Here is a 13,350-nt window from a genome sequence, read left to right as displayed (position 1 = left end):
GAAAATCCATTCGCGGATTCATTCGGTGTTTCGTGTCTGTTGTCGGGTCAGGCGGTCACTGCAAAACGAAATAATCGTAGCGCATCGACACGGTCACCTCGAACGGCTCGGCCTGATCGATGACATTAGCCCGCCGTTCGGCACTGGCGCGCCAGCCGTGGGGCGTCATCGCCAGCAGATTGGCCCGCGCCTGACCGTCCACCAGCGTCAGTTTGAAACGCAAGGTCTCACTGTGCTGTAGGGCCATGCCTTCGGGCACCAGCGCCAAGTGCTTGTCATCGGCGTAATCGCGGACTTCGTCGTACAGCCGCTGACGCAATTCCATCAGGTGTTCGTTGGTCGGTCCTACACGCATCAAGCCACCGCCGGGCGACAGCAGACGCTTGGCCTCGTCCCAATCGAGCGGGCTGAACACGCTGGCGATGAACTGCACGCTAGCGTCCGGCAACGGCACGCGAGCCATGCTGGCGATCAACCAAGTCAGGTTCGGGTCGCGTTTGCAGGCGCGTTTGACCGCTTCGCGAGAGATGTCCAGCGCATAACCATCGGCATGGGGCAGGGCTGTGGCGATCTGGGCGGTGTAATAGCCCTCGCCGCAACCGATGTCGAGCCAGTGCGCGGGGGCGCGTTCAGCGGCCAGCTCAGCGAGACGCTTCGCCACCGGCGCGTAATGCCCGGCGTTGAGAAAGTCCCGGCGCGCTTCGACCATCGCCTGATTGTCGCCAGGGTCGCGGCTGTTCTTGTGCTGCACCGGCAGCAGGTTCAGGTAACCCTGACGCGCGCGGTCGAAGCGGTGGCCGACCGGGCACACCACGCCGTTGTCCGCTGCATCGAGCGGGGCAGAGCAGATCGGGCAGGTCAGCATCACGCGAGCAACTTGACCAGGGTCTGGTAGTAAATCTCGGTCAACACGTCGAGATCGCTGGCCAGAATACGTTCGTTGACCTGGTGGATCGTGGCGTTCACCGGGCCGAGTTCGACCACCTGCGTGCCGAGGGTCGCAATGAAACGACCGTCCGACGTACCGCCGCTGGTGGACGCCTTGGTGTCACGGCCGGTAACGGTCTTGATGCTGGACGAAACGGCATCGAGCAACGCACCCGGCTCGGTGAGGAACGGCAGGCCCGACAGCGCCCATTCCACGTGCCAGTCCAGCCCGTGCTTGTCGAGAATGTCGGCCACGCGCTTCTGCAGGCCTTCGACGGTGGATTCGGTGGAGAAGCGGAAGTTGAAGATGGCGGTCAGATCGCCGGGAATCACGTTGGTCGCGCCGGTGCCCGCATTCAGGTTGGAGATCTGAAAGCTGGTCGGCGGGAAGAATTCATTGCCTTCGTCCCAATGCTCGGCGGCCAGTTCAGCCAGCGCCGGAGCGGCCAGATGAATCGGGTTTTTCGCCAGATGCGGGTAGGCCACGTGGCCTTGCACCCCTTTGACGGTCAGCGTGGCGCCGAGGGAGCCGCGACGGCCATTTTTCACCACATCGCCTACCAGGGTCGTGCTCGACGGCTCGCCGACGATGCACCAGTCCAGACGCTCCTTGCGCGCCGCCAGACGTTCGACGACCGCTTTGGTGCCGTGGTGCGCCGGGCCTTCTTCGTCGCTGGTGATCAGGTACGCAACCTTGCCCTTGTGGTTCGGGTGGTCGGCGACGAAACGTTCGGTGGCGATGATCATCGACGCCAGGCTGCCTTTCATGTCCGCTGCGCCACGGCCGCAAAGCATGCCGTGTTCATCGATCAACGCGTCGAACGGGTCGTTCTGCCACGCCTTCACAGGGCCGGTCGGCACCACGTCGGTGTGGCCGGCGAAACACAGCACCGGGCCGTCTTGCGTGCCGTGAGTGGCCCAGAAATTATCGACGTCTTCGATGCGCATCGGCTCCAGCCTGAAACCGGCAGCGCCCAGGCGTTTCATCATCACGGCCTGGCAATCGGCGTCGAGCGGCGTGACCGATGGGCGACGGATCAGGTCGCAGGCGAGTTGCAGAGTGGGCGAGAGATCGGCTGGGGCTGTCATGAAAGGTCCGCGCAGTTGAGGGTAGGGCGATAAAACGGCAGGTATCTTAAAGCAAAACGGCGACCCGAAGGCCGCCGTTTAGTACAGCACTCAATTGTTTCAGGCCGTGGCCGGTTCCGTTTGCGCCTTGGGTTTGGGCAGCGACGACAGAAACGCCATGATCAGCGCCGCCAGGTACGGCAACGACTGCACCAGCAGCATCATCACCCAGAAACGCACGTCATAGCTCGGCAGGCCCTGCACCACGCAGATGCCCAGCGCTGCGCCCCACAGCAGCAACATGATGAACAGCTCTTCACGGGCCTCGGAAATTGCCACCAGCAGGCCATGGCTGTCGGCGTTTTTCGGGGTGCGGAAGAACGGAATACTGGTGGTGAAGAAGCCATAGAGCACCGCTTTGGCGATGGTGTGCGACAGCGCCAGCCCCGCCAGGGCGGCGTAGAACGCATCCTTGAGGTTCACGCCCACGGCGCGACGGTAGAGGAAGATGATCTTGCCGACCTTGAAGAAGAATAGCGCCAAGGGCGGGATCGCGAAGATCAGCAACGGCGGATCGACCCGGTTCGGCACGATGATCATCGCTGCCGACCACAGCAGCGCGCCGACGGTGAAGAAGATGTTCATGCCGTCGGCGACCCACGGCAGCCAGCCCGCGAGGAAGTGGTAGCGCTGGCCACGGGTCAGCTCGGTGTCCTTGCCGCGCAGCAGGCTGGCGGCGTGGCGCTTGATGATCTGAATCGCGCCGTACGCCCAGCGGAAGCGCTGTTTCTTGAAGTCGATGAACGTGTCCGGCATCAGGCCCTGGCCGTAGCTGTGGTGGGCGTACGCGGCGGAATAGCCTTTTTCGAACACCCGCAGGCCCAGCTCGGCGTCTTCGCAGATGCACCAGTCGGCCCAGCCCAGTTCTTCGAGCACGGAGCGGCGAGTCATGGTCATCGTGCCGTGCTGGATGATCGCGTCGCGGTCGTTGCGGGTCACCATGCCGATGTGGAAGAAGCCTTTGTATTCCGAGTAGCAGAGCTTCTTGAACGCGCTTTCGTATTGGTCGCGATAGTCCTGAGGCGACTGCACCACGGCGATTTTCGGGTCGGCGAAGTGCGGGACCATGTGCTTGAGCCAGTTGCGGTCAACGCAGTAGTCCGAGTCGATCACGGCAATGACTTCAGCGTCTTTTGCGGTGTGAGGAATCAGGTAATTCAGCGCGCCACCCTTGAAGCCCGCCAGCGGCGCGACGTGGAAGAACTTGAAGCGCTCGCCAAGCATTTCGCAGTGAGCTTTCACCGGCTCCCAGACGGCCGGGTCCTTGGTGTTGTTGTCGATCAACAGCACTTCGAAATCCGGGTAGTCCAGTGCGGCCAGCGCGTTCAGCGTCTGCTTGACCATCTCCGGCGGCTCGTTGTAGCAGGGCACGTGCACCGAGACTTTCGGTCTGTAGGCCTTGTCCGCATGGACGGGCAGGAATTCACGACGGCGCTTGTGGGTCCAGACCGCCTCGGCCAGTTCGTGGGCCTCGGTCAGCAGCACGATGAACACCCCGAATGCACCCAATGCCAGGAGAAATCCTACGAGCAGGCTGAACCAGGTGCTGTATTGCTGGCTGTAGTCGTAGCCGATCCACACCAGCACCGAACCGCACAGGAAAGCGATGAACGTCAGGAAAGTGCGACCGCGCTGGCGCAGGGCCGAGCCGTCGATCAACAGCAGCGCCAGTGCCAGCATGGCCAGCACGGCCGAGCCCACCGCCAGCACCCGCCATTGCGGGATCGCGACGACGGGGCCTTCGAAGTTGAATTTCTGCTGACGGTCAGCGTTGTACACGCCCCAATAGGCGCCGACCGAGCCTTCGTCGCTGGCTTTCCACGGCTGGTCAAACGCTTCGATGACGAAATATTTGAAGCCTTGACGGTTCAGTTTGTTGACCAGCGTGCGCAGGTAGATCGCCTGGTCCGCCTGATTGGCGTCTGCACCGCCGCGCATGTGGCCGTTGCTGGGCCAGCCCACTTCAGACAGCAGCAGCGGCTTTTTCGGGAACATGTGTTTGAGTTCACGGGCGCGATCCAGAACGTACTGCCCGGCCTTGTCCACCGGGATGTATTCCCAGTATGGCAGGATGTGCGCAGCGATCAGGTCCACGTGTTTGGCCAGCTCCGGGTATTTCTCCCAGATGTGCCACTGCTCGGAGGTGGTCACCGGCACCTTCACGGCGGCACGCACGCGGTCGAGGATCGCCATCAGGTCTTTCGGCTTGATCTCCTCGCGATACAGCGCTTCGTTGCCGACCACGACCCGCACGACACTGCGGGTACTGTTGGCCAACTGGATGGCGGTGGTGATCTCCCGCTCATTGCGTTCAAGATCGGGGCTGATCCAGATGCCCAGTGTCACGCGCAGGCCAAATTCCTCGGCCAGTTTGGGAATGTCCTGCTGAGGGCCGTCCACCGAATAGATGCGGATGCTGTCAGTCCATTTGCTCATCAACTCCAGGTCCTGACGCATTTCTTCGTCGGACGGGTACACGCCCTTCTGTGGGTTTTGTCCCAGGCGGAAAGGGGAATAAGAGAATCCGGAGATGTGTTCAGGCCAGTTGGGTGTGGTCACAGGGCGGTTGATCAATGCCCAGAAACCCGTGAACAGCGCGGCGATCGCCACGACGACTACCAGGTTGAGTCCAAATTTGCGGGATGGCATAGCGACTTCAGGTTCCAAAGGGGGAACAGGGGGAGGCTGAGACGTCAGCCAGCGAGAGCTTTGGCAGCTGACGAAGGTTGAAGTTCTATTCTGAAAAAAATGTAGGCCTTGTCGTCATCATGTGTAGGCGAAGCCTTTGTCGCTGGGCGGCTTGTGACGGTGGTGCTCCCACAGGTTGATGTTCAACCCTCGGGATTGCGTTGGACTCAGGGGGGCGATTGCCCCTTTTCAGACCAAACACCCCCACCAAACAGCTGTCCCAATTTCACGCACGGCCTATAATGCGCGCCGGTTTTTTGGGGTATTGGTCATGAGCACAGAAGATCCGCGGTTTGCTGGCGTCGCCCGTCTCTACGGCATTGAAGGCCTTGAGCGTTTGCGCGCGGCCCATGTGGCGGTGGTCGGCATTGGCGGCGTGGGTTCCTGGGCGGCGGAAGCCATGGCCCGTTGTGGTGTGGGCGAAATTTCGCTGTTCGATCTGGACGACGTCTGCGTCAGCAACAGCAACCGTCAGCTCCATGCCCTGAGCAGCACCATCGGTCGTTCCAAAGTCGATGTCATGGCCGACCGCATCCGTGAGATCAACCCTGATTGCGTGGTGCATGCCGTGGCCGACTTCGTCACCCGCGAGACCATGGCCGAATACATCACGCCCGACATCGACTGCGTGCTGGACTGCATCGACAGCGTCAACGCCAAGGCCGCGCTGATTGCCTGGTGCAAGCGTCGCAAGATCCAGATCATCACCACTGGCGGCGCAGGCGGGCAGATTGACCCGACATTGATCCAGGTCTGCGACCTCAACCGCACCTACAACGACCCGCTCGCCTCGAAAGTGCGATCGACCCTGCGCCGCGACTACGGCTTTTCCCGCACCGTGACCCGTCATTACAGCGTGCCGTGCGTGTTCTCCACCGAGCAACTGCGCTACCCGAAACCGGACGGGAGCATCTGTTTGCAGAAGAGCTTTGTGGGCGATGGCGTGAAACTCGACTGCGCAGGCGGGTTCGGCGCAGTGATGATGGTCACCGCGACGTTTGGCATGGTGGCGGCCACCAAGGCAGTGGAGAAAATCGTGGCGGGCATGCGTCGCCCATCGGAGCGGGCCAAGGCGAAGGAAGCGGCGCAGTCCTGATTGCCCATGGCATCTGTTTGTCGCAACGCCGCCACCCCTGTGGGAGCGAATTCATTCGCGAAAGGCCATTTCTGACGATAGATATCTGTCGCCTGAACCCGCTTCTCGCGAATGAATTCGCTCCCACAGGGGCGGCGTCGTATTCAGCCCGCCAACCGCCGCATCTTCTGCAACACGGCATTCAGCCCATTGCTGCGCGAAGGGGAGAGCTGGCGGCTCAAGCCCAGGTGATTGAACCAGTCGTTCAAGTCGACGTGCTGCAATTCGACCGCCGACAACCCATTGACCCGTGCGAGCAGCAACGCCACCAACCCGCGAATCAACCGGGCATCGCTGGCCGCGCGAAACTGCCAGTGACCGTCGATCACCTCGCCCAGCAGCCAGACCTTGCTCTCGCAACCATCGACCAGGCGTTCGTCGGTTTTCTCGTTGTCAGCCAGAAGGGGCAGACGCTCACCCCATTGCATCAGCAGGCGAGCGCGTTGCTCCCAGCTCAATGAGCCGTTGAAGGTGTTCAGTGCCGTTTGCGCGTCTTCGGGCAGGTTCATCGCAACACCTCCAGCGCCTGATCCAGCGCGTTGAAGAAACGCTCCAAGTCCTCGGAGTCGTTGTACAGCGCCAGCGACACGCGAATCGCGCCTGACAGGCCAAGGCTGCTGATCAGCGGGATCGCACAATGATGGCCTGCACGCACCGCGATGCCTTGCTCGGTCAGCAGATGCGCGAGGTCGGCGTTGTGCACGCCCTCGACCACGAAGCTGACCAACGCCACGTGTGGATTGCCTACCAGCCGAACACCTTCGCGCAACATCAGTCCGGCGCGCAGCAGTTCGTGCAGACGGGCTTCGTGTTCAGCCGCAGCGACCTGATTGACATCGTTCAAATAATCGAGAGTGGCGCCCAACCCGATGATGCCGGAAATCGGTGGCGTACCCGCTTCAAACCCTAAGGGAGCCGGGCGGAACGTTGCATCCTGATAGCCCGCTTGCAGCACCATCTCGCCGCCAAACTGCCAATGCTGCAATTGCGCCAAGGCCTGATGCTGGCCAAACAGCACACCGACGCCGTCCGGGCCATACAGCTTGTGGCTGGAAAACACATAAAAGTCACAGTTCAGCGCCTGGACATCGTGACGACCGTGCACGACCCCTTGAGCGCCGTCGATGACCGTCAGCGCACCCTGCGCCTTGGCCAGTGCGACCAGTTCGGCCACAGGCTGCCAGGTTCCCAGCACATTGGAGAGCTGGCTGACGGCGAGCAACCGCGTGCGGGTATTGATCAACGAGGCAGCGGCGTCGAGGTCGATCACGCCCTGAGCGGTCAGTGGCAGCACGATCAGTTTCAGGTCTCGGCGTTTCGCCAACTGCTGCCACGGTAAGAGATTGGCGTGGTGTTCCAGCGCACTGATGACGAGTTCATCGCCCGGCTGAAACAGATGTTCGAGCCCATACGCCAGCAGGTTGAACGCTGAGGTGGCGCCGTGGGTGAACACGATGTGCCCGGATGAACCGACGTTCAGCCATTCGGCAGCCTTGCGGCGGGTGTCCTCGAATGCCTGAGTCGCCATCGCGCCCGGAAGGTGCTGCGCACGGTGCACGTTGGCCGCTCCATTGGCGTAGTAATGGGCCAGCGCGTCGATCAGGGCTTGGGGCTTCTGTGCGGTGGCGGCGCTGTCCAGATAGGTCTGGCCTTGCCGTTCGAGGGCGTCGAGAGCAGGAAAGTCAGCGCGCCAGGGAGAAATGAGGGACATGGGAATTGGCTCTCTGTCCTGTAGGAGCGAATTCATTCGCGAAAGAGTATGTCAGACGACGGCGTTGGGTCGTCAGACATACCGGATCGCGAATGAAAGCGCTTGCACAGTCGATCAGTTGTGAGCGTGCAGCGCTTCGTTCAGCTCGATGGCCGACTTGTGGGATTTGCATTCCACGGCGCCGGTTTGCGAGTTGCGACGGAACAGCAGATCAGGTTGACCCGCCAGGTCACGGGCCTTGAGAACCTTGACCAGCTCGTTTTTCTCATCCAGCAACGCGACCTTGGTGCCCGCGGTGATGTAAAGACCGGCTTCCACGGTGTTGCGGTCGCCCAGCGGAATGCCGATACCGGCGTTGGCGCCGATCAGGCAGCCTTCACCGACCTTGATGATGATGTTGCCGCCACCGGACAGGGTGCCCATGGTGGAGCAACCTCCGCCCAGGTCCGAACCCTTGCCGACGAATACGCCAGCCGACACACGGCCTTCGATCATGCCCGGGCCTTCGGTGCCGCCGTTGAAGTTGACGAAGCCTTCGTGCATCACGGTGGTGCCTTCGCCGATGTAAGCCCCCAGACGCACGCGTGCGGTGTCAGCGATGCGCACGCCAGCCGGCACGACGTAGTCGGTCATTTTCGGGAATTTGTCGACGGAGAACACTTCCAGCAACTCGCCTTTCAGACGGGCTTCCAGTTGACGCTGGGGCAGTTCGCCCAGGTCGATGGCGCCCTGGCTGGTCCACGCTACGTTCGGCAGCAGCGGGAACACGCCTGCCAGGCTCAGGCCGTGTGGCTTGACCAGACGATGGGACAGCAGGTGCAGCTTGAGGTAAGCCTCAGGCGTGGAAGTCAGTGCGGCGTCTTCAGCCAGTACCGTGGCGACCAGCGGCTTGTGGCTCTCGGCCAGACGGGTCAGCAGCGCGGCTTGAGCGGCGTCGACCGATTTCAGCGCATCCGCCAGCTTGGAGGCCAGATCGGTGTTGAAAGCGATGGCCTGATTGCCACCGGTGTAACCCAGGATTGGCGCCACGGCGGCAACGATTTCAGCCGACGGGTTGAGCAGAGGCAGGGCGTAGAAGACTTCCAGCCAGGTGCCTTGACGATTTTGAGTGCCGACGCCGAAGGCCAGGCTGAACAGGGAAGTGGACATGGGGATACCTCTAATGTGGGGCTATCTCAATCAGGCGATAGCCGCTGCGTACAGTTCGGGTTTGAAGCCAATCAGGGTCTTGTCGCCAAGATCGAGCACCGGGCGTTTGATCATCGACGGTTGCGCGAGCATCAGTTCGATCGCCTTGTTCTGGTCGATGTCGGCTTTTTGCGAGTCGTCCAGTTTGCGAAAGGTCGTGCCGGCGCGATTCAACACCGTCTGCCAGCCGTGCTCGTTGCACCACTGAGTCAGGTGATCACGGTCGATGCCCAGCGTCTTGTAGTCGTGGAAATCGTAGTTCACCGATTTTTCATCGAGCCAGGTGCGCGCCTTTTTCATGGTGTCGCAGGCCTTGATCCCGTACAGGTGCAACTGTTTGTCAGCCATGAGCTTGCCCCCTCTTTGGGACGATTGAAAAAAACGGTGACGGATTATGCCACGTACACACCGGTTGGGCGCGGCTTGGCGAGGCTTTGTGTGTTTCGACGGGTATTTTTCTGTGGACACTCGCAACGCGCTGATTGGAGGCGTCAGCGTAAACGAAATATATGGCACTTCGATGCCGCATTGCGGGCGGCACCGATCAAAAGGTCAGCCAGATGTCCCGCCGACCTTCATTGACGTCACAGCACGGCGATCAGCGGCGCGTCACGAAATCGCGAATCCGCTCAGCTGCCTCGACGCACTCAGCCAACGGCGCGACCAGTGCCATGCGCACACGGCCTGCGCCGGGGTTGAACCCGTCCACATCCCGCGACAGATAAGAGCCCGGTACCACCGTCACGTGTTCGGCTTCGAACAGGTCACGGCAGAATTGCGCGTCGTCGCCGCCGACGTTTGGCCATAGGTAGAAACTGCCATCCGGGCGCTGCACGTCCATCACCGGGGACAGGATTTCCAGCACCGCATCGTACTTCTCGCGGTACAGGTTGCGGTTAGCCCGTACGTGTTCTTCATCGTTCCAGGCCGCGATGCTGGCAAGCTGGGTCTGAACCGGCATGGCGCAGCCGTGGTAGGTGCGGTAGAGCAGGAAGTCCTTGAGGATGTCGGCGTCACCGGCGACGAAGCCCGAGCGCAGGCCCGGCAGGTTCGACCGCTTGGACAGGCTGTGGAACACGACGCAACGCTTGAAGTCCTGGCGGCCGAGTTCGGCGCAGGCGGTCAGCAGGCCCGGCGGCGGGGTGTCTTCATCGAAATACAGCTCGCTGTAGCATTCGTCAGCAGCGATCACGAAGTCGTGTTCGTCGGCCAGCGCGATCAGCTTTTTCAGCGTGTCCACCGGGATCAGCGCGCCAGTCGGGTTGCCCGGCGAGCACAGGAACAGGATCTGGCAACGCTTCCAGATGTCCGCAGGCACAGCGTCAAAATCGGGGTTGAAGCCGTGTTCGACCAGGCACGGCAGGTAATGCGGCTTGGCCCCGGCCAGGAACGCAGCACCTTCGTAAATCTGATAGAACGGGTTCGGGCTGATGACCAGTCCGTCATCGCTGCGATTGACCACGGTTTGGGTGAAAGCGAACAGTGCCTCACGGGTGCCGTTGACCGGTAGCACGTGCTTGCCCGCATCCAGCCAGCCCTGCGGAACGCTGAAACGGCGTTCGCACCAGTGAGCGATGGCTTCGCGTAGGGCTGGAATGCCCGCTGTCGTCGGGTAAACAGCCATCTGGTCGAGGTTGTCGGCCAGTGCCTTGGCGACGAACGCAGGCGAAGTATGCTTCGGCTCGCCGATGGACAGGGCGATTGGCCGCTTGTCCGGGTTCGGCGTCACGGTACCCAGCAGCGCGCGGAGCTTTTCGAACGGGTAAGGCTGGAGCTGTTGCAAAGCGTTGTTCATGGGCAATCGGTCTCAGGAAGCGGGGCGCCAGCCCGTCGGGGGCGGGCGCCGTTGAATAGCCAGAAAAAGGTGTCGATTCAGATGCTGATGCGCAACCCGCTGGTGGGTTCGGGATTGACGCTGAGTTGCGTGACGATGGCATCTTGCAAACGGCTGCACAGTTGCGGGTCAGACAGCGGCTGGTTGTTCTCGTCGGTGAGGAAGAACACGTCCTCCACGCGCTCGCCCAAGGTTGCAATCTTGGCGTTTTGCAGCGACAGGTCGAACTCCAGAAAGATCTTGCCCAGCCGTGCCAGCAACCCCGGACGGTCTGGCGCGCTGAGCTCTAGCACGGTCACCGGTCGCTGCGCATCGTTGGAAATCGTCACCACGGGCGCGAATGCGAAATGCTTGAGCTGGCGTGGCACGCGACGCTTGATGATCGTCGGATAGTCGTCCGGGTTGCGCAGGGCCTCGGTCAAACCTTCACGAATCGCTTTGATGCGTTCAGGGTTTTCACCGATCGAGCCGCCGTCGCTGTCGAGCACGATATAGGTGTCGAGGGTGAACTGGCTGGTCGACGTGATGACGCGGGCGTCGTGAATGTTCAGGTTCAGCTGGTCCATCGCCGCCACGGTTACCGCGAAGAAGTCGTGCTGATCCGGTGCGTAAATGAAGATCTGGGTGCCGCCTTCGAATTCGCGCTGGGTGGTTTCCTTGATCAGTACCAAAGGGCCACCGTCGGCCGGTTGCTGAAGGATCGCATCGCTGTGCCAGGCCACATCGCCTGCGGTGTGGCGCAGGAAGTAGTCATCGCCCAGTTGCGACCACAGTTGCTCGACGTCGTCCGGATCGGTGCCGTTGCGCACGAGAATGTCCAGCGCCGCGCTTTGGGTACGACGGATCTGCTCTTCGCGGTCGACCGGGTTTTCCAGCCCGCGCTTGAGGGCGCGCTTGGTCTCGGTGTACAGCTGGCGCAACAGGCTGGCGCGCCACGAGTTCCAGAGCGTCGGGTTGGTGGCATTGATGTCAGCGATGGTCAGCACATAGAGATAATCCAGATGCACTTCGTCGCCGACGAACTGCGCAAAGTCGTGAATGACTTGCGGGTCGGAGAGGTCCTTGCGCTGGGCTGTGGTCGACATCACGAGATGGTTCTGCACCAGCCAGACGATCAGTTGGGTGTCCCAGTTCGGCAGATGGTGACGGATGCCGAACGCCTCGGCATCCACCGCCCCCAGTTCTGAGTGATCGCCGCCGCGGCCCTTGCCGATGTCGTGGTACAAGCCTGCGAGGTAGATCAGCTCGGGTTTCGGCAGCTTGGCCATGAGCTTGCTGGCCAGCGGGAATTTCTCCGACACCTGCGTGTATTGGAGCTTACGCAGATGCTTGATCAGGTTCAGGGTGTGCGCATCGACGGTGTAGATGTGGAACAAATCGTGTTGCATTTGCCCGACGATGTGGCCGAACTCCGGCAGGTACAGCCCGAGAATGCCGTAACGGTTCATCCGGCGCAGGTTGCGGTGAATGCCGATCTCGCATTTGAACAGCTCGATAAACAGGCTGGTGTTGCGGATATCGTTGCGGAAGTCGTCGTTGATCAGGTGCCGGTGTTCGCGCAGCAGGCGAATGGTATCGGCACGCACGCCCTTGATTTCCGGGCGCTGAGCCATCAACACGAAGATCTCCAGAATCGCGAACGGCGTGCGTTTGAAGACATTCGGATGGGTCGCTTCGATGTAGCCATCGTGCAATTGGAAGCGCGAGTTGATCGATTCGGTGACGGTGTTGGCGTCGTCCGACAGGATCACCTCCTCGAAGTGCTGAATGATCAGATCGCTCAATTGCGCGATGCTCATGACCACGCGGTAATACTTCTGCATGAAGCGTTCGATGGCCAGTTTCGCGTCGTTGTCCTGATAGCCCAGCAAACGGGCGATGCTGGTCTGGTAATCGAACAGCAGGCGGTCTTCGGAACGGCCCGCCAGCATGTGCAAGGCATAGCGCACTTTCCACAGAAACTCCTGGGAGGCGGCGAGCAACGCGTGTTCGCTTTCCAGCAGGAAGCCCTGGTCCGCCAAGGCGTGAAGATTCAGCGTGCCATATTGACGACGGGCTACCCACAGAATGGTCTGGATGTCGCGCAGGCCACCCGGGGAGCCTTTGACGTTCGGCTCCAGGTTGTATTCGGTGTCGAAGTATTTGTGATGACGGGCTTTCTGCTCGGCGCGCTTGGCCAGGAAAAACTCTTTGCTTGGCCACATTTTGCTCGTACTGGTGACTTCCAGCATGCGCTGGCGTAAATGCTCCGGGCCTGCAATCGTCCGGCTTTCCATCAGGTTGGTGATCACCGTCAGGTCCGCGAGGGCCTCGGTGGCGCACTCATCGACCGAGCGCACGCTCTGGCCAACCTCAAGGCCAATGTCCCACAGCAGCGTCAGAAAACGCTCGATGGAGTCGCGGAAAACTTCGTGATCGGCGCTGTCCAGCAGGATCAGCAGGTCGATGTCCGAATAAGGATGCAGTTCGCCGCGCCCATAGCCACCGACGGCGAGGAGTGCAATGTCGGCATCCTCGCTCCAGTCGAACTGTTCCCAGGCCTGCTGCAGGATGTTGTCGACGAACCAGGCCCGGTCCTCGATCAACCGACGAATTTCCCGGCCCGACTTGAAGCGTTCGTCCAGTACCTCGCGGGCCTGACGGATAGCCTTTTTGAAGGCGGCGATGGGGCTCGCTTTCAACGCCAGTTCGGCCTGAAACTGGCCACGATCGAACAAATCTGGGTCCACCTGCGGCATC

The 13,350-nt window shown here is 61.2% G+C and carries 10 protein-coding genes; 1 reads left to right on the top strand and 9 read right to left on the bottom strand.

Going from position 1 to position 13,350, the window contains the following annotated elements; genetic code table 11:
* Window positions 1–55: 55 nt before the first annotated feature.
* From GVN17_RS02030 to GVN17_RS02020, 3 genes are all read right to left on the bottom strand, one after another.
* Window positions 56–865, bottom strand: coding sequence for a putative RNA methyltransferase (locus GVN17_RS02030; RefSeq protein WP_166593805.1), 810 nt, complete (start codon window positions 863–865; stop codon window positions 56–58).
* A complete protein-coding gene (gene dapE / locus GVN17_RS02025; RefSeq protein WP_166593554.1) occupies window positions 865–2,016 on the bottom strand; it encodes a succinyl-diaminopimelate desuccinylase in 1,152 nt (383 codons plus the stop codon). Before dapE ends, GVN17_RS02030 begins: the two co-directional genes overlap by 1 nt.
* A 99-nt stretch (window positions 2,017–2,115) precedes the next feature.
* Window positions 2,116–4,704, bottom strand: a complete 2,589-nt coding sequence (locus GVN17_RS02020) for a glycosyltransferase (protein WP_166593553.1) — start codon at window positions 4,702–4,704, stop codon at window positions 2,116–2,118.
* A 310-nt stretch (window positions 4,705–5,014) separates the two neighbouring features.
* Between GVN17_RS02020 and tcdA the strand changes: the two genes are divergently transcribed.
* The gene (gene tcdA, locus GVN17_RS02015) at window positions 5,015–5,839 is read left to right on the top strand and encodes a tRNA cyclic N6-threonylcarbamoyladenosine(37) synthase TcdA (RefSeq protein ID WP_166593552.1); all 825 of its coding nucleotides are present in this window, start codon (window positions 5,015–5,017) and stop codon (window positions 5,837–5,839) included.
* Between the two features lie 143 nt (window positions 5,840–5,982).
* On the opposite strand, the gene GVN17_RS02010 is transcribed toward tcdA, so the two are convergent.
* From GVN17_RS02010 to GVN17_RS01985, 6 genes are all read right to left on the bottom strand, one after another.
* Window positions 5,983–6,387, bottom strand: coding sequence for a SufE family protein (locus tag GVN17_RS02010; RefSeq protein ID WP_166593551.1), 405 nt, complete (start codon window positions 6,385–6,387; stop codon window positions 5,983–5,985).
* On the bottom strand, window positions 6,384–7,589 hold the full coding sequence (locus tag GVN17_RS02005) for an aminotransferase class V-fold PLP-dependent enzyme (protein ID WP_166593550.1): 1,206 nt from the start codon (window positions 7,587–7,589) through the stop codon (window positions 6,384–6,386). Before GVN17_RS02005 ends, GVN17_RS02010 begins: the two co-directional genes overlap by 4 nt.
* Window positions 7,590–7,703: 114 nt before the next feature.
* A complete protein-coding gene (gene dapD, locus GVN17_RS02000; RefSeq protein WP_166593549.1) occupies window positions 7,704–8,738 on the bottom strand; it encodes a 2,3,4,5-tetrahydropyridine-2,6-dicarboxylate N-succinyltransferase in 1,035 nt (344 codons plus the stop codon).
* A gap of 30 nt (window positions 8,739–8,768) precedes the next feature.
* Window positions 8,769–9,125, bottom strand: a complete 357-nt coding sequence (locus GVN17_RS01995) for an ArsC family reductase (RefSeq protein ID WP_166593548.1) — start codon at window positions 9,123–9,125, stop codon at window positions 8,769–8,771.
* Between the two features lie 250 nt (window positions 9,126–9,375).
* Complete coding sequence (gene dapC, locus GVN17_RS01990; protein WP_166593547.1) at window positions 9,376–10,572, bottom strand: succinyldiaminopimelate transaminase; 1,197 nt, start codon at window positions 10,570–10,572, stop codon at window positions 9,376–9,378.
* A gap of 77 nt (window positions 10,573–10,649) precedes the next feature.
* The gene (locus GVN17_RS01985) at window positions 10,650–13,349 is read right to left on the bottom strand and encodes a [protein-PII] uridylyltransferase (RefSeq protein WP_166593546.1); all 2,700 of its coding nucleotides are present in this window, start codon (window positions 13,347–13,349) and stop codon (window positions 10,650–10,652) included.
* Window position 13,350: the final 1 nt, after the last annotated feature.

Source organism: Pseudomonas sp. SLFW (assembly GCF_009905615.1).
Taxonomy (GTDB): domain Bacteria; phylum Pseudomonadota; class Gammaproteobacteria; order Pseudomonadales; family Pseudomonadaceae; genus Aquipseudomonas; species Aquipseudomonas bambusae.
The sequence above is the reverse complement of the archived record's forward strand: the minus strand, read 5'-3'. Positions and strand labels throughout refer to the sequence as shown.